The organism is Deltaproteobacteria bacterium, from assembly GCA_016180845.1.
Lineage (GTDB): Bacteria > UBA10199 > UBA10199 > JACPAL01 > JACPAL01 > JACPAK01.
The window spans coordinates 185,304-201,834 of record JACPAK010000003.1 but is presented as its reverse complement, the minus strand read 5'-3'; the positions used below and the strand labels follow the sequence as shown (position 1 = coordinate 201,834).

Below are 16,531 nucleotides of genomic sequence, written 5' to 3'. Positions count from 1 at the left end.
TGATTAGAGGATCTCCGGCGAGAAATCAAGGAGGGGATTTTAGAAACCGAGAAGCAATTCGCTGCTGTTTGGAAAGGTGATCGTTCCTTGTAGCATCTCTTCATAAGTGAGTGTTTTTTCAGCGGCAATGTCATCATGGGTCAGATCGGTAGAGGTTGGGCAGGTTTTTCCGTCATCCCGATCGACAATCACCACACGAATCGGTCCGAACGGATCTTTCGCTTCCTGCCATGTCACTTCGAAGGGCGCTGACAATCCCTCATAAAGCCGATCGTTTTGATCGACTCCCTGTAAACCATTGACGGCACAGGCGATCGTTTTTTGTGTGAAGGCATCGATAAGATGGACCTCGATTTCGGGATCCAGGAATTCGAGTGGCAATTCAGGCAGGATCCCGAGAGGACGGAGTGAGATAACCTTGAGACTCCCAAAAGAAGCTGGCGGGATCAGACTGAACAGTTGTTCGAAGAAACTCAAGTCGGCGATTTGAAACTGTGCAACATTCTGTGACAACGATAAGGTTTCCCCCTTTTTTAGTGTGTCGTAATCAATCAGCCGGGAGCTACTCATGACACGGTCATCATGAACATTAAAGGGCAAGGGACAGCGTCCGTCATCCCTTTCCACAAAGACGACGCGCAGCCATCCGAGATTGAGGTTTGAGTCGACCCCTTCCGTTGGAACGAAGGAGAAGAAGAGATTGTCATAATCGACCAGCTCCTCATCGATCCCATCCATCCCCTGTTCATCTCCCATGCAGGCAAGAATGGTGTTGGTTTGAACATCAATAAGGTGAATTTCGACCTCGGGTTGACTGACTTCACCGGAGGTGAGGTTTTGAAAACGAACATATTTCAGGCGAAGATTGGCGAGATCGGAAACCTTGGCGGTTGAGGGACTCGCATCCCGTTTTTTAAGAAAGATATGGCCTTCGTTTTGTTTTTTAAGTTTTAATTCCAATGTGCCAAGATCCTCTGGGGTCAGGATTTCTGTCTCGCCCAGAGTTTTCATGCCGTATTCGCCAAGGGCTTGCGGGCAATGTCTTGAATCCCTTTCGACAACGACAAACTTGAATTCACGCACCTCTGTTATTTGATGACCCGTGGTTTGGATAAAATTGGCATCGATATCGTCATAGGTCGTTGCTGGTCTTTGAACAATTTGGGTTCCATGCTCCTGTCCTGAGCAAAGAACCGATTTGTTTGTTGTGGTATCGACGATATGGACTTCGATTTCTGCCGTTCCGGATTCTTCAAGATTTTCTTCAAAGAGGAGGGATTGAATATCGTAGGAGCGTAATTCTTCCAGAGAAACCGGTTCGATCTCTGCCTGATCCCTTCCACAACCGACCAAAATGATCAGGGCACAGAATGCCAAAAAGAGTTGTTTCATTCTGAAGGTATGATCGCCTTATTGCTATCAGAGGTTGCGAGCAGATTTGCAGTGACCAGATCAGGGGGGAAAGAGTTGACAGATATAGTACTATGATACTATTATATAAGGCATGATTCCTTCAGGTAAATTTGTCCTCAGAATAGAGCCTAAATTTCATCGATTATTGTCTCAGGAGGCTAAACGGAATAAGACGTCACTCAACAATTTATGCGCCTCTCTGCTCAAGAAGGGATTGGAAAAGGGGGAGCCAGTTGCTGAGAAGTTCGCCTTTTTGAAGCCGACTGTCGATCAGCTAAAGGATCATTTTGGAAAAAATTTGCTGGGGGTCCTTGTCTTTGGATCGCAGGTGACAGGGGAGGCAACGGAATCCTCTGATTGGGATCTCTTAATCATTCTCTCGAATGAGATAGCTTTAACTCGTTCTCTATACCGTTGGTGGGATGAAGAGGCCACTTTATTAGGAACGATCATTGTCAATCCTCAGTTCGTTCATCTTCCTGCCTCGTTGGAAGAGGCCGGTGGTCTTTGGTTCGAAACGGCGTGCGCCTCTCATGTAATGTGGGAGCAGGGGAGGGTCATCACAGATTGCCTGGATCAGTTGAGGGAGTTCATTGCCTCTGACCGTGTCAGACGGTATTGGTCTCAAGGGCAACCTTATTGGGTGAGACAAAATGAAGAACAAAGATCTGGCAACTGATTATATTCAGCGTGCAGGGCATCGATTGGCTGCCCTCGAAGTTCTTTTCGAGAGACAGAGCCATGCCGACGTGGTTCGTGAGGGGCAGGAGGTCGTCGAGCTTTGTCTCAAGGCGCTTCTTCGGGTGTCCGGGATCGAGCCGCCTCGATCCCATGATGTCAGTGATATCTTGATCGAAAATAAGATTCGGCTTCCATCTCAAATCCAGTTGCATGCAGAAACCTTGGCGAAGATTTCAAAAAAAATGAGGCGAGACCGGGAACTTTCCTTTTATGGATCCGAAGATCTGACCCCTTCTACGTTTTACAGTTTGGAAGATTCTCAAGAGGCGATCCATGATGCACGGTGGGTTTATGCGACCTGCGAAGCAGTTATCAAGTGAGCTTTTGGAGTGCCGCCTTGGTCCTTTTCAAACCCTCTTCAATATTTTTCATGGATGTCGCGTACGAAAGCCGGATGAAACCCTCCGCACCAAATCCGCTTCCCGCGACGACGGCGACATGCGCTTCTTCCAGGAGATAACGAGAAAGTTCCTCGGAGGTTTTGCGGAAGCTCGAGATGTTCGGGAAGACGTAAAAAGCCCCTTGGGGCTTGAAGCAACGGATCCCCGGGATGCAATTCAGCTCCTTCACCATAAAATCCCGTCGTTTCTGAAATTCGGCAACCCACTCTTTCAGGAAGTTTTGCGAATCGTTCAAGGCGGTGACACAGGCCCACTGGGTCGCGGAGTTGATATTCGTCGTCACTTGTCCCTGGATCTTTGTCATCGCCTGGATGATCTCCTTCGGTCCCACGGCGTAGCCCATTCTCCAGCCGGTCATTGAGTAGACCTTCGAGGCGCCATTGACGGTGATCGTCAGACTTTTCATTTTTTCGTTGAGCGACGCGATGCTCGTGAAAGGGAAATTATCGTAGATAATTTTTTCGTAAATTTCATCGGAGAGGCAATAAATATTACGATTCACCAGAATTTCAGCGATCTCCTCAAGTCTCTTTCTCGGATAAGCCGCTCCTGTTGGATTCGAAGGGGTGTTGAGGACAAATATCTTTGTCTTTCGGGTAATCTTTTTCTCCAATTCTTCGGGTCGGACCAAAAAACCATCTTTTTCCTTCGTCTCGAGAATGACCGGTGTTCCGTCGCAGAGGAGGACCTGATCCGGGTAGCTGACCCAATAGGGTGAGGGGATAATCACCTCATCACCAGGATCCAAAAGGGCTTGGAAGGCGTTATACAGGGCATGTTTCCCACCGACGGAGACGATGACCTCATCGGGTGAATAAGCGAGGCCATTATCTCTTTTCAGTTTTTGGACGATCGCTGTTTTAAGCTCCGGGATTCCGCCGACAGCGGTGTATTTTGTTTTTCCTTCCTTGAGCGCCTTGATCGCCGCTTCTTTGATATGATCCGGCGTGTCGAAATCCGGTTCACCGGCGCCGAAGTTGATCACATCAATTCCCCGTGCCTTCATTTCTTTTGCTTTCGCGTCGATTGCGAGTGTCGGTGACGGCTTAATCTTTTGTGATCGTTCTGAAAGTTTCATCTGGATTTCTTCAATTTCTCTTTTAATTTCTTTTCAACCGATAATGACAACATCCCCTCACAAGAACCTCCCAGCCGCACAATCTCCTTAATCAGTGTCGAACTCAGGAAGGCATAGCGTGCATCCGCCATGATAAAAACCGTTTCGATCTCAGGAGCGAGCTGTTTATTGGCCAGCGCCATTTGAAACTCATATTCGTAATCCTGAAAGGTCCGAAGTCCCCGCACAATCACCTGGGCCTTTTTCTTCTGGACATAATGGATCAGGAGTTGATCCTGGAAGCTTTCGATCTGGATGTTCGGGTATTCTTGAAAAAGCCCCTTCAACAAGGTGACACGCTCTTCCGGTGAAAGGGTTTCTTGTTTGGCTGAGTTAACGGCGATCGCAACAATGACCTGATCAAAGAGTTTCGAGGCCCGCTCAATGATATTTTTGTGACCCTCGGTCGGGGGATCAAAGGAGCCGGGGTAGATGGCGATAGTTGGCATTTCTGATCCTACATTTTCAAAAAACTGATGATGGTCTGGCCGTATTTCCTCTCGTCAATGATTGTGAGCCCCACGTCTTCAGCAATCTTTTCACGTGGTGAATGTTCTATGACGACGATTCCGGATGGGGCAAGGATTTTCTCCCGCACGAGTCGCCGGAGTGTCGGATTGATCAGCTTTTGATCATAAGGAGGATCGACAAAAACGATATCGAAAGGGGAATAAGTTCGTGGGAGATGTCCGAGTTCCAGGGGGAGTTTGAGTTTTACAATATGGCCGCGGTCTGCCAGACGACATTTTTCAAGATTGTGGTGGACCAATTGAAGCGCGGGCCGTGAGTTGTCGATGAAGGTCGCTAACTTCGCGCCACGCGAGAGCGCCTCGATACCGATCGATCCGGTTCCGGCGAAGAGGTCGAGGACCTTCATCCCCTCGAGGTCGCCCAGGATATTGAAGATCGCCCCTTTGATTTTGTCCAATGCGGGACGGATCGCCGATCCCTTCGGGCTTTTGAGGCGATGACCCTTCGCGCTTCCACTGATGACACGCATGGTTCTTTACGTATCATTGTTTATGAAATTTTCCAAAGGGGATTATGGATGAACCCAGATGGTCTCGTCCGGTTTGGCGAAATCACAGGGGATCTCGAGGGCGATGGCTATATCCGATGCCTTCCACTGTTCGTAGTTGGCAATAAGCAGGAGGTCTGTTTGCCCGGGTTTGAGATCTGAATTCTTGACGACCGTCAGCTCAATTTCGCCGTCTTTGCTTCGGAGAGTAGACTGAGGGAGACGAGGCCAGAGTTTTTCTGCAACGGCTCTTGCATGGGCATCATCGTGAGGGAGATGGTCGGTGCTCGGTGGAAACGGATCGATGAGGTCGGAAAACGCCCTTGACTGTGCGGCTAATTCATTGGCGACATAAGCGTCAACGGCAGTCCTGCTTTCTTGTCGGACAAAGCACTCTCCCTTTCCGGGAATGAACACCGGATCATAACCGGCCACGAAAAGAATATGATGTTCGTCATCGGTCAGGGCGTTTCTGGAAATCATTTCGATTTCTTGACCACCGGCAGTGATTGTAGAAGGTTCATGAAAATAAAAGATAAGCCCTGCCTCGTCTCTTAGTTGTTTTTCGCCAAATTCTTGTGGGCCACCCTCAAGGATGACAGTGACGTTACCGGTTGTGGTTCCTGTTACTGGATCTGCAGCCATAGTTCGCTCCTTATACCCCCTACAGTTATATTATCGTGTCAGGGGATCGTTCAGTTGTCTTGGCAGGTCATTTTTTGTTGACTCGGTATCGGCTTAATTTTACAGGAGATTTCGATGAAGACTCACCGGATGCTTATTGTCTTGGGGCTGTTTGCCTCTTTTTCCTGCTCCAGTTCCCAATATATCTATCGCTCCCCGAACCGGCTTGACTATGTCAGGCTTGCCAAAGCCAAAGGGGCTGAAAAAGAGGGGCTACGTCATCCGCACAGGTTTGAACCGGACAAGATACGAGAGGTGCTTCGTTCGATTCGTTTCAACAAAAAGGCACTGATCCAGAGAGAGGTGATGGAAGAACACCTTTTTGAAGAAAGACATATTGAGTTTCTGACCCCCTATCTGATCGAGGCGTTTCAGAAGGCAACAGCCGATCAAGTGGTCGTCGCCTCCTATTTTACGCAACGCCGCAAATGGGGGCTTACCGATGATCGTCTGACGATCTTTCGCGCCTATCTGAAGGAAGACGGGTTTCATCTGAGGTTCGAGAAACTGTATGCGAAGATGCTCGGGGATCGGACGACGAAAGGGACGGAGCGTGTCATTCATGAGGCACGTGGGATGCGTGTCTCACTGGAGGTCCAACCAGGGCAAGATCGTATTTCGTGGGATCCTGAGGAGTTGGTGATTCATCTGGACTCCAGGCCGAAAACCCAAAAGGAAACGAAGGGTGATCACGAGGATGATGAAGAGGTTCAGAAGACGAAGGTGAAGATCAAGACGGTTCGTGAGCGTTTGAAGGAATTGGAACGGATGAAGGAGGAGGAATTGATTACAGAGAAGGAGTATCAAAAGAAGCGGAAGGAGCTTTTGAGGGAGCTTTAAAAGTTTTTCTAATCGGTTCCAAACCAAAGAATGATATCGGGGAAAATCCGATAATGCCGGTTGTTTCTCGTTACCAGAGAAAATTTCTTCACGATGGCGGTGGCGGCGATGAGGGTGTCCTCCTTGGCCGCTTGAGGGTATTCTCTTCTCAAGTCGGAATATTTTTGGAGGATCGCTTGATCCAAAAGAATGAGTCGGCAGCCTTTCAGGAAGGTTTGAATCGCCTCTCTTTCTGATTCCTGGAGACCTTCCTTGGAGAGGAGCTCTTTTTTGGTGACGACGGAGTAATAAACGCGGAACTGTCCTGACTCAAACAGATCCCGAAAAAGCTGGTGATTAAAATAGTCGATAAAAATATCGGTATCAACGAGCAGGTTCAGTTTTTTTGCCATTTGCGCAGTTCAGCGAGGAAGGTTTTGTCGGTTCTGGCGGCGCTCATTTCACGAATGGAATGGACGTAATGAATGCTGTCGCGGATCGACTGGAATCCGTAAGGATTTAATTTTTCGCGAACGAGTGATTCCAGGAGCTGAACAGGATAAATGCGCAGCTTGTCAGCCTCCTCCTGGACACGACTTTTCAGGGCGTGATCAAAAGTGATTGTCCAGCGTTCTTTTTTGAGGGGCATCCTTGGCATACGTATAGAATACGTATTCCTGAGAGGCCTGTCAAGGAGCCGCTATTACAGGAGCCGCTATTAAACCTCAAACTGTCTCGGTAATTTCGTCAAGACTTCGCATCCTTTCTCAGTGACATAAACGACATCTTCGATCCTGATCCCCCCGATTTTTTCGTAATATAGACCCGGTTCGACCGTTACGACAGTCCCTTTTTTCAAGATTTCCGGCAACCGACTGATGCGGGGAGGCTCGTGGATATCAAGCCCAAGGCCATGACCGGTGCTGTGGATGAAACCTTCCGGTCTGCCATTTCGATAACCTGTCCTGAATCCTTTTGATTCCATTGTTTGCTGAACCGCCTGGTGGACCTTCGATCCGTCGATTCTGTGACGGATCATGGAGATCCCCTTTTTCTGTGCTGACTGGACCGCGTGATACATCTCTTTGAGTCGGTCAGAGGCCCTCCCTTTGATGACGGTGCGTGAGATGTCACCGTAGAAACCGCTTTTAGTCGATTTCGGAAAGACATCGAGGACGATCGATTGATTGGCGTAAAGAGGTCCGGTACCGATGCAGTGTGGATCCGCCGCCTGACGGCCACAGGCGACGATGGTGTGGCGACCGAGATACCCCTCCTCCATCATCTTGAGTTCCATCATCTTCCGAAGAAGCTCACTCGTGAGAACGGTACCGCCGAGATAAAGTTTTTTGGATCGAACTCGTGTCTTCTGGATCGTTTCGATGGCGAATTGAATTGCCCTTTCTGTCGCCCGCAGGCTCTTCACAATCTCGTTTTTTTCCGCCTTTGTCTTGAATTGTCTTTCGGGAAAAAATGGATCAGGCAACGGCCGAAGTCGGTATTTCCTCTGCCTCAATGCCTCGGCATAACGAATCGGAAAATAAGAAGGGACCTCGATCTCGCGCACCCTTTCCTCTTTTAGAAGGGCATCGAGGATGTCGAGTTCCTGGATCTTGTTCGCCCCGTTTCTCCGAAGTTTTTTCTGATATTGTGAATAAGAAATCACTTGATCCACAGAGGCCTCTTTTTTTGCGCGGCCGTATTCGAGATCCGAGGCGATGAGTCTCTTCTTCCCCCCGATTTCAAAAAAGATGATCGGGTCAGGGACAAAAAAACGGGTGGCCCAGTAGAGATCAGAGCAATTTTCGGAGTTCGCGATGATGAGTTTGGCCTTTTTAGACATTTTTGTTTGATTATAGCGATAAATTTTTAAGTAAAGTTAAATGGAGACTTAGCCCCCCATTTTCTGCCAATGAGATCCCAAACCAATCCGATGTGACCAATAGGTCTTTAAATAAAACAAAGCAATTTCATAGAGATAAAATCATGTCGGGCACCCCTTGTTATGGCACACCGGTTGCAGATTTCATCTGATTGATGAGGAAGATCTATCTTTTATTCATTTTGCTCCTGCTCCCGGTTACCGTTTTTGCGGTCGCTGGGGCCCTCGATACGACCTTTAGCGGTGATGGTTTGATGACGACACGGATTCGGAGCAACGTAAACTCAGGAAATTCCCACGTTACTTCTGTTGCTGTTCAATCGGATGGAAAAATTGTGACTGCCGGTTATGCCCGAGAGAATGGCGGCGATCAGTTTGCGTTGGCCCGATTTACGGTCAATGGGGCCCTCGACTCTTCGTTCGGACCGAGCGGTTCCAACGGCGCTGTGATCACGAATCTGGAGGAATGTAGTGATGAACGAATTCAGGGGATGGTGCTGCAGACGGACGGAAAGATTGTTGTGGGGGGTTATTGTCGCCATACGGATACGAGCCGGGACAGATTTGTTGTCGCTCGTTACAAAATAGGTGGGACGCTCGATGAGACATTTTCCGGAGACGGAAAAGAGATCGTTGATCCAGGGGAGCTTTCTTATTGGCGTATCAATGCCCTGACGCTCCAGTCCGATGATAAAATTCTCGTCGCCGGTTTTACGACACCGGTGGGGGCAGCGGGTGGTGTCCCAAGTGAGAATGTTATTATCTCAGCGAATCGGTTTGCCCTTGCCCGCTTTACGACAGGGGGAGTCCTGGACACCAGCTTCGGTACCTCCGGCTATTTTTTCGTTGATTTTGGTAGCAGCACAGGCGTTGGTGCGCGGGCCCATTCGATAGCGATCCGGGATGGGAAGGTCATTGTGGGAGGAGATGCTGGTACACTTCTCAACTTTAACCCGGTTCTTGCCCGATGCAACGACCTTGACTGTCGATCCTTGGACCAGGGTTTCGGAGAGCAAGGAAAGGTCGCAATCCCTTTTGAGGATCATGGGGGGAGTGCCCAATCGATCGCCTTTCAATCGGATGGAAAGATCCTCGTGAGTGGGACAGCCCTCGGTGGAGGGGGGAGTTCTCCAATCACGATGGATCTGTTTGTCGCTCGGTATGATACTGAGGGCGATCCGGATCCGACATTTGATAACGGGAGCACCACACAAGATGGGGTGATCTTCAGGAGTTTGACCAACAAATGGATTATTGGAGGCGGTCTTGCGGTCCAGCCGTCCGATGGAAAGATTGTCGTGACCGGCTATTCACTGACGAGTGGGGCTGTCGAGACCCGTCCCTTGGAGTTTATCGTCACGAGATTTCATGGAGACACTGGGGCTATTGATACCACTTTTGATACTGATGGGGTGGTCACGATTCCTTTGGGGACTACAAACCAGTTCGAAGAGGAAGAAGATGCTGTCTATCTTTTCTTGCAAGGCTATCATGATGCTGTTCTTCAGCCGGATGGTCGGATTGTCGTTGGAGGCTTTTCTCATGCCGTGAATGAGGATCGGTTTGCCGTGGCGAGGGTTTGGGCCCAGGATTCTTCGGATCTGGACATGACCGCTCTCACATCGAATTTCGAACGTGTCGTGAAAGGAAAAGATCTGACCTTCACAACTTCCCATGTCAATCAATCCGGTGACCTCGCACAGAATGTAAGGGTTACAAGTCGTTTCTCGATGACGGTGGAGTTTGTCTCTTCTAATGTGAGTGGTTGCATCTCTGCCCAAGAAGGGAGCGAAACGGTCATCACCTGTCCACTGCCGAATATCCGGGTCGGTGATCCGGAGATCAAACTGGATTTGGTGGTGAAGTCGCCCGCTTCCGGGACATTAACCTGTAGCGCTACGGCAAGAAGCAGCAGCTTTGATATTAATCTGATCAATAGTACCAAAACGAAATCGGTCACGATCGATGACGTGGATGTTCCTGATGACGACCCCGATGACCCTCCCGCCGATGATCCTGACGATGATCCTGCAGATGATCCTGATGGTGACGGTTCCCCCCCACCTCCCGATGAACATCGTCAACGCCGATCGTTTGATATTGCCGATGATCCCGCTGCAGGGGGAGAGGGAAGCGGCGGAGGGTGCAGCTTTGTGCCGGGAGTCGCTGCAAGCTCTCAAGACATCCTTTTCATTTTCCTCGCCTCAATTCCACTGTTCCTGATCAGTTTGAAAGAGATTTTTCGAAAGAAATCTTAACCTACACATTAAACCTGAAAAACAGAATATCTCCATCCTGGATCGTGTAATCCTTCCCCTCGAGTCGCATCTTTCCCGCCTCACGCACCTTGACCTCGGAACCGAGTGAGATGAGATCGTGGTAGTGGTAACACTCTGCCCGGATAAACCCCTTCTCAAAATCAGAGTGGATCGTGCCGGCCGCTTGAGGGGCCTTTGTCCCTTGAGGGATTGTCCAGGCCCGCACCTCTGTCGGCCCTGCGGTGAAGAAGGTGATCAGTTTGAGGAGTTTGTAGCCGGCGCGCGCCAGTTGGTTGAGTCCAGACTCCTTAAGCCCTACCTCTTTTAAAAAAGTGAGCTTCTCATCACCGGAAAGTTCCGAGATCTCCGCCTCGATCTTGCCGCTGATGATCACCACCTCCGCTCCCTCCTTGGCGGCAATTGCTTGAAGCTCCTTCACGGCGGGAGGCGGCGTCAGGATTTCCGTTTCAGAAACGTTCGCGGCATACAGGACCGGTTTTGATGAGAGCAGAAAAAGATTTTTTGGGGCCGTTCGGGGGGCTTTCCCTTCGCCCAGTTCCTTTTCAATTTTTTGATAGAGAGGGAGAAGCTCCGCCGCTTCTTTGTTTCCTGTCTTCGCCTGTTTCTCAATCTTCTGAATCCTCTTGGTCATTGCATCGAGGTCGGCGAGCATCAGCTCTGTTTCGATCACGCTCACATCCCGAACCGGATCGACCTTGCCATGGACATGGATGACGTTTGGGTCTTCAAAACAACGAACGACATGAACGATCGCGTCAACTTCGCGGATATGGGCGAGGAACTGATTCCCAAGGCCTTCCCCTTTTGAGGCCCCCTCGACAAGGCCGGCAATGTCGACGAAGTTGACCGCTGTCGGTGTCACCTTCTGAGGCTTGAAAAGGGCCGCTATTTTTTCGAGTCGTTCATCAGGGAGGGGGACGACACCGATGTTCGGTTCAATCGTGCAGAAGGGAAAATTCTCCGCTGCAACCCCCGCAGCGGTCAACGCATTAAAGATTGTCGATTTCCCGACGTTTGGAAGCCCAACAATGCCACAACGGAAAGTCATGATTTCAGCATAAATTCATCTTGTGAGGGGGGAATCAAGAACAATATTCTCCTTGTTTTTTCAAAGACCTGCGCACTATATAAAAGGTGTAACCCAACTTTAGGAGGAACTAGTCATGCGCAAACCAATCCTTATTGGATCACTGCTTGTCTTCTCACTTCTCTTTCAGAACGCCTTTGCTGAAGCGGCGCTGAAGATCGCCGTTGTTGATTTTCAAAGGGCCATTAATGAGGTCGATCAGGCGAAGAAGGCGAAGGACGAGCTCAAGAAGGATTTTGAGGCGAAGCAGAAAAAGCTCGATCTCCAACAGGACCAGCTCAAGAAACTTCGCGAAGAGCTCGACAAACAGCGACTCGTCTCCTCTGAGGCGGATATGAGATCGAAGGAGGAGAGTTTTTCACAGAAATATATGGAGCTCCAAAAAAGTTTCATGGATTACAGAAATGAAATTGCCCAGCGAGAGGCCCAGTTTACCGGGGCTATTATTAAAAATCTGAGGGAGATTTGCGGCGAGATCGGGAAAAAAGAGGGGTATGCCCTCATTGTCGAAACCTCCCAGAATGCCGTTCTCTATGCCGAAAGTCAGGAAGACCTGACGGGCCGTGTGGTAGATCTCTACAACAAACGCTTTAAAGGTCCGCTAAAGACGAATTAAATGATTTCCCAAGAGCTTCTTTCTATTTTGGCCTGTCCTCGATGCAAAGGAGGATTAGTGTCCGGGGCAGGTGGAAAGGGGCTTGTCTGTTCCTCATGTCATCTGACCTATCCGATTCGTAAAGGGGTTCCTATTCTCTTGCCTGAAGAGGCGGACTCGGACTCTGAGAGGGGAGGGGTTGGAGAGGAGATTTCGGAAGGTTACCCGCCCCGCAGGTTTACTATTGTGGAGGGGAGCAACAAGGGAGAAGTGATAGAGGTTGACTACGGGACCTGCCGAGCGGTCGGGCGTTCTTTGGATGATGCTGAAAAGACGAAGGTCATGAGTGTTGAATCCGCCGTGACCCTCGATGATTTTTCCAAAAAGCTGGTGATGAATTATATTGCCCGTCAATACAAAAAAGGAGCTTCGACAGAGGGGAAAACGAGGGAGGCACAGGGAGAGACCCTCGGGACTTTTCGGAGGAAAAAAGATATCTATCTCAAGGACGATGCGATTTCACGTTTGCACGCGATGATTTTTTACGGAGAATCGGGAGTCGGTATCCTCGATCTTGTGAGCAAGAATGGGACCTTCGTTGCCGGGGTGGAGATTGAATCGAAGCTTCTGAAAAAAGGGGATATCGTCGCACTTGGTTCGACCAAATTACGTCTCGAGGAATAAATTATGTTATCAATGACTGGACATGGTTCGGCGAAAGGGCGGGTTGGTCTTTCCCATATCAAGGCCGAGATCCGCTCCGTCAATCATCGTTATCTGGAGACGAATATCCGATTGCCGGGGCGTTTTGCGTTGCTTGAGCAGGATGTGGCGACCGCCATTCGCCGTCGATGCTCGCGTGGGAAGTTTGATGTTTTTATCAAGGAAGAGTCTGTCGATCGTGATCGCCTGGAGAAGGAGCTGGCCAAACGTTGTTATCAACTGCTGAGTCAGATCCAAAAGGAGCTCGGTCTTTCAGGGAAGATCGGACTCTCCGAGGTCCTAGCCTTTCGTAGCCTCTACGCCCAGCAGCCCCTTGCTCAAGAGGATCATGGAGAGGCACGGAAAAAACTTTTGCAGGTTGTTCAGCAGGCCCTGGAAGGACTTGAGAAGATGCGGGCTCGAGAGGGGAAAAATCTGATCCAGTGGTTTCGTCATCGTCTGAGCCGGTTAAATTTTTTGGTGAATCAACTCGAGCGCGATGCCCGTCGTTCCCAGGGTGAGCAGGAAAAACGTTTGGCGGTCCGGATGAAGCAGATGGGGACTGTCCCAAGCGAAAGAGTGGTGGGGGAGGCTGCTTCTATTGCCCAGAGGTCGGATGTCACCGAGGAGATTGTGAGGCTCCGAAGCCATCTCCACCAGTTTCATGAGACGCTTCGGACGACAGAACCGATCGGGAGAAAGCTGGATTTTCTGGCTCAGGAGATCTTTCGGGAGATTAACACCATCGGGTCCAAGATCCAGGGGGCGACAGCAGTTCATCGGGTGATTGAATTCAAGGCGGAAGTCGAAAAGATACGCGAACAGATTCAAAACGTTGAGTGAATGAGGCATGGTTTCCAAAAAAGGGATTTTCTTTGCGATCTCGGCCCCTTCGGGGACGGGTAAGACCACCATCTGTAAGAGGATTCTCTCCGAACTTGTAGGGATCGTCGGATCTATTTCCGTAACAACTCGGCCAAAAAGAGCGGGAGAGAGGGAAGGAATCGATTATCATTTTGTTGATCAGGAAACATTTCTTAAAATGCGTGAACAGGGTGAGCTGTATGAATGGCAGGAGCTCCATGGTTTTTTTTATGGAACCCAGAGACGGCTCCTTGAAGAGGCGATCCGTGCCGGCAAGGATCTCCTTTTTGACATTGATACGCGTGGAGCCCTGACGATCAAGCGTGATTTTCCTGAGAGTTGTCTCATCTTTCTAAGGCCTCCTTCCCATGATATTCTCGAACAGCGACTTAAAGGGCGAAAATCAGAAAAAGACGAATCCTTGCGTCGAAGGCTCACGGCGGCCGAGGAAGAACTAAAGCAGCAAGACCAATTTGATTATGTTATCATAAATGATGATCTTGACCACGCCGTAGCCGAGGTGAAGCGGATTATTCAGGAGCGGCGGGCGGAGAGCACTCAATGATTCGCCTTGAAAATATTCTCGATGATATTCACCGCTACAATCCCCAAGCCGACCTCGATCTGATTCGAAAGGCGTATGTCTACTCGGCGAAGGTTCATCATGGACAGCTTCGTCGTTCAGGGGAGCCTTATCTCGTTCACCCGCTGGAGGTCGCTGATATTCTCTCCAAGATGCATCTGGATGCCCCTTCGATCGCGACAGGGCTCTTGCACGATACCGTAGAGGATACTCTGGCAACGATCGAAGAGGTCCGTGATCTTTTCGGTCCTGCGATCGCAAGACTTGTTGATGGCGTCACGAAGCTTTCCAAAATTAACTTTGTCTCCAAAGAACAGCGTCAGGCAGAAAATTTCAGAAAAATGTTTATGGCGATGGCAGAGGATATTCGTGTGATTCTCGTGAAGCTGGCCGATCGCCTCCATAATATGAGGACCCTGGAGCATCTTCCGGAGGAAAAACAGATCCGGATTGCGGAAGAGACTCTTGAGATCTACGCGCCGATTGCCGGTCGCTTGGGGATGGAGGGGATCAAGGGTGAGCTCGACAATCTTTGTCTGAAGCATCTCAAACCGGATGTCTGGAAAGACTTGAACAGCAAGGTCCAAGAACTCAAGGAAAAGAGCGGCTCTTTTATCGAACAGATCGAGAAAATCGTTTTAGAAAAAATGGCAGAATACAATCTGAAACTGGAAATCAGGACACGGCTCAAACAACCCTACAGTATTTATCAGAAGATGCAGGAACAGCAGATCGAATTCGACCAGGTCTACGATCTTATCGCCTTCCGGCTTGTCGTTCCCACAATTTCTCAGTGCTATGAGGCGCTCGGTATTATCCATTCCCTGTGGCGTCCGGTTCCAGGTCGTTTCAAGGATTATATCGGGATGCCCAAAACGAATAATTATCAGTCTCTTCACACAACAGTCGTTGGACCCCAAGGGCAGCGGGTGGAGTTTCAGATCCGCACCAAAGAAATGGATGAGATTGCCGAAATGGGGATCGCCTCTCACTGGAATTATAAAGAAGGGGGCGAAATCGACATCAAAGATGAGGTCAAGTTTCGTTGGATCCGTCGTTTTATGGAGTGGCAGAAGGAGTTGTCGGATCCGGCAGAATATCTGGATACCGTCAAGCTCGATCTCTTTGCGTCGGACGTTTATGTCTTCACCCCCAAAGGGGATCTGAAGGAGCTCCCGCGGGGTTCGACCCCTGTCGATTTTGCCTATGCGGTTCATACCGATGTTGGGCATCAATGCGTCGGGGCGCGTGTGAATGGGCGGATGGTTCCGCTCCGTTATCAATTAAAGAGTGGTGACTCTGTCGACGTTCGGACGAGCCAGGGACACAAGCCGTCCAAGGATTGGCTCAAGTTTGTTCGAACCTCTCGTGCGAAGGCGAAGATCCGTCAGTTCATTCGTGAGGAGCAGCGGGAGCGGGCCACGTCGCTCGGGCATGAAATCCTGATGAGGGAGCTTGAACGATTCAGTCTTGATTACCCGACTGTCTCGAAGGGGAGTGAGATCAAAAAATTCATGGAGGAGAAAGGATTAAAAAATCTTGATCACCTGTTAACAATGATCGGCTACGGTCGAATCACCGCTCATCAGGTCTTGTCGGCGCTGCTCCCTCCGGAAAAATTGGAAGAAAAAGAAAAGGCCGAGAAGGGGTTTGGGATTGGAAAATTCTTCAAGAGGGCCTTTGAAAAGCCACGGGCCCTTGTGAATGTCGATGGGTACGATGACATCCTCGTCTCTTTAGGAAAGTGCTGTAATCCTATCCCCGGAGACAGCATTGTCGGATTCATTACGCGTGGTCAGGGGGTCAAGGTTCATTCGGCGACCTGCAGTCGGGTCTTGGCCTCGGATCCGGCGCGGCGGATTACCGTTTCCTGGAACCTCAAGGAGAAGACGCCGATTACGACACGGATCCGTGTGGTCTGTGTCGACAAACCTGGGATCCTGGCTGATATCAGCCAATCGATTTCCGCTGTTGGCGTGAATATTTCGCGTGCCTCTTGCCACAGCATTGAGGATCAAAAGGCGATCAATACTTTTGAGGTGGGGATCAAGGACTTGAATCACCTTCACCAACTGATGAAATCCCTTCAAAAAGTTCGTGGGGTGATCTCTGTTGATCGTGTCAGGGAGTGATCAGGCAGCCTTTTGAACGGCGCCGGAGCGGATGCAGCGGGTACAGGCAAGCACATGGCGGACGGTCCCCTTGATGATTGCATGAACCCGATGGACGTTGGGCAGCGAGATCTTCGGGGTTTTGTTATTGGCATGGCTGACGTTGTGGCCAACCATCCTCCCCTTTGAACAATAAAAGCAAGCTCTTGCCATAATGGGTCCATGGGGTAACAAG

Annotated in this window: 19 protein-coding genes; 9 read left to right on the top strand and 10 right to left on the bottom strand. The window is 49.8% G+C overall.

Features of this window, described 5'->3' with window-relative positions; all coding sequences use genetic code 11:
• Positions 1–39: 39 nt before the first annotated feature.
• Positions 40–1,392: a hypothetical protein gene (locus HYT76_06765; GenBank protein MBI2083256.1), complete on the bottom strand. Its 1,353-nt coding sequence runs from the start codon at positions 1,390–1,392 to the stop codon at positions 40–42.
• A gap of 112 nt (positions 1,393–1,504) precedes the next feature.
• On the opposite strand from HYT76_06765, the gene HYT76_06760 reads away from it, so the two are divergent.
• Together HYT76_06760 and HYT76_06755 are read left to right on the top strand one after the other, a co-directional pair.
• Positions 1,505–2,092: a toxin-antitoxin system HicB family antitoxin gene (locus HYT76_06760; GenBank protein ID MBI2083255.1), complete on the top strand. Its 588-nt coding sequence runs from the start codon at positions 1,505–1,507 to the stop codon at positions 2,090–2,092.
• Positions 2,067–2,474 carry a HEPN domain-containing protein gene (locus HYT76_06755; protein MBI2083254.1) on the top strand — a complete coding sequence of 136 codons (408 nt, stop codon included), beginning with the start codon at positions 2,067–2,069 and terminating at the stop codon, positions 2,472–2,474. The genes HYT76_06760 and HYT76_06755 overlap by 26 nt, the downstream gene beginning before the upstream one ends.
• Here the strand turns inward: HYT76_06755 and HYT76_06750 are convergent.
• Genes HYT76_06750 through HYT76_06735 form a run of 4 tightly spaced genes read right to left on the bottom strand, consistent with a single transcriptional unit; the run spans position 2,467 to position 5,335 of the window.
• Positions 2,467–3,633, bottom strand: coding sequence for a pyridoxal phosphate-dependent aminotransferase (locus HYT76_06750; protein ID MBI2083253.1), 1,167 nt, complete (start codon positions 3,631–3,633; stop codon positions 2,467–2,469). The genes HYT76_06755 and HYT76_06750 overlap by 8 nt on opposite strands.
• Positions 3,630–4,121, bottom strand: a complete 492-nt coding sequence (gene coaD / locus HYT76_06745) for a pantetheine-phosphate adenylyltransferase (protein ID MBI2083252.1) — start codon at positions 4,119–4,121, stop codon at positions 3,630–3,632. The genes HYT76_06750 and coaD overlap by 4 nt, the downstream gene beginning before the upstream one ends.
• Before the next feature lie 8 nt (positions 4,122–4,129).
• Positions 4,130–4,672, bottom strand: a complete 543-nt coding sequence (rsmD, locus tag HYT76_06740; protein MBI2083251.1) for a 16S rRNA (guanine(966)-N(2))-methyltransferase RsmD — start codon at positions 4,670–4,672, stop codon at positions 4,130–4,132.
• Positions 4,673–4,714: 42 nt separating this feature from the next.
• A complete protein-coding gene (locus HYT76_06735; protein MBI2083250.1) occupies positions 4,715–5,335 on the bottom strand; it encodes a hypothetical protein in 621 nt (206 codons plus the stop codon).
• 114 nt (positions 5,336–5,449) lie between these two features.
• Here HYT76_06735 and HYT76_06730 point away from each other — a divergent pair, with 114 nt between their 5' ends.
• Positions 5,450–6,214, top strand: a complete 765-nt coding sequence (locus HYT76_06730) for a hypothetical protein (protein MBI2083249.1) — start codon at positions 5,450–5,452, stop codon at positions 6,212–6,214.
• An 8-nt stretch (positions 6,215–6,222) separates the two neighbouring features.
• On the opposite strand, the gene HYT76_06725 is transcribed toward HYT76_06730, so the two are convergent.
• From HYT76_06725 to HYT76_06715, 3 genes are read right to left on the bottom strand one after another with little or no spacing between them, the layout of a single operon-like run.
• Positions 6,223–6,606: a PIN domain-containing protein gene (locus tag HYT76_06725; protein MBI2083248.1), complete on the bottom strand. Its 384-nt coding sequence runs from the start codon at positions 6,604–6,606 to the stop codon at positions 6,223–6,225.
• The gene (locus HYT76_06720) at positions 6,591–6,851 is read right to left on the bottom strand and encodes a hypothetical protein (protein ID MBI2083247.1); all 261 of its coding nucleotides are present in this window, start codon (positions 6,849–6,851) and stop codon (positions 6,591–6,593) included. The genes HYT76_06725 and HYT76_06720 overlap by 16 nt, the downstream gene beginning before the upstream one ends.
• 60 nt (positions 6,852–6,911) lie before the next feature.
• Complete coding sequence (locus HYT76_06715; GenBank protein MBI2083246.1) at positions 6,912–8,036, bottom strand: aminopeptidase P family protein; 1,125 nt, start codon at positions 8,034–8,036, stop codon at positions 6,912–6,914.
• Positions 8,037–8,230: 194 nt separating this feature from the next.
• Here HYT76_06715 and HYT76_06710 point away from each other — a divergent pair, with 194 nt between their 5' ends.
• Complete coding sequence (locus tag HYT76_06710) at positions 8,231–10,333, top strand: hypothetical protein (protein ID MBI2083245.1); 2,103 nt, start codon at positions 8,231–8,233, stop codon at positions 10,331–10,333.
• A 1-nt stretch (position 10,334) separates the two neighbouring features.
• Here HYT76_06710 and ychF read toward each other — a convergent pair whose 3' ends face one another.
• A complete protein-coding gene (gene ychF / locus HYT76_06705; GenBank protein ID MBI2083244.1) occupies positions 10,335–11,402 on the bottom strand; it encodes a redox-regulated ATPase YchF in 1,068 nt (355 codons plus the stop codon).
• Positions 11,403–11,517: 115 nt separating this feature from the next.
• On the opposite strand from ychF, the gene HYT76_06700 reads away from it, so the two are divergent.
• From HYT76_06700 to HYT76_06680, 5 genes are read left to right on the top strand one after another with little or no spacing between them, the layout of a single operon-like run.
• Positions 11,518–12,057, top strand: coding sequence for an OmpH family outer membrane protein (locus tag HYT76_06700; protein MBI2083243.1), 540 nt, complete (start codon positions 11,518–11,520; stop codon positions 12,055–12,057).
• A complete protein-coding gene (locus HYT76_06695) occupies positions 12,058–12,720 on the top strand; it encodes an FHA domain-containing protein (protein ID MBI2083242.1) in 663 nt (220 codons plus the stop codon).
• Positions 12,721–12,732: 12 nt separating this feature from the next.
• Positions 12,733–13,581, top strand: a complete 849-nt coding sequence (locus HYT76_06690) for a YicC family protein (GenBank protein MBI2083241.1) — start codon at positions 12,733–12,735, stop codon at positions 13,579–13,581.
• A 7-nt stretch (positions 13,582–13,588) separates the two neighbouring features.
• A complete protein-coding gene (gmk, locus tag HYT76_06685) occupies positions 13,589–14,167 on the top strand; it encodes a guanylate kinase (GenBank protein MBI2083240.1) in 579 nt (192 codons plus the stop codon).
• The gene (locus HYT76_06680) at positions 14,164–16,317 is read left to right on the top strand and encodes a bifunctional (p)ppGpp synthetase/guanosine-3',5'-bis(diphosphate) 3'-pyrophosphohydrolase (GenBank protein ID MBI2083239.1); all 2,154 of its coding nucleotides are present in this window, start codon (positions 14,164–14,166) and stop codon (positions 16,315–16,317) included. Before gmk ends, HYT76_06680 begins: the two co-directional genes overlap by 4 nt.
• On the opposite strand, the gene HYT76_06675 is transcribed toward HYT76_06680, so the two are convergent.
• Positions 16,318–16,509: a 50S ribosomal protein L28 gene (locus HYT76_06675; GenBank protein ID MBI2083238.1), complete on the bottom strand. Its 192-nt coding sequence runs from the start codon at positions 16,507–16,509 to the stop codon at positions 16,318–16,320.
• Positions 16,510–16,531: the final 22 nt, after the last annotated feature.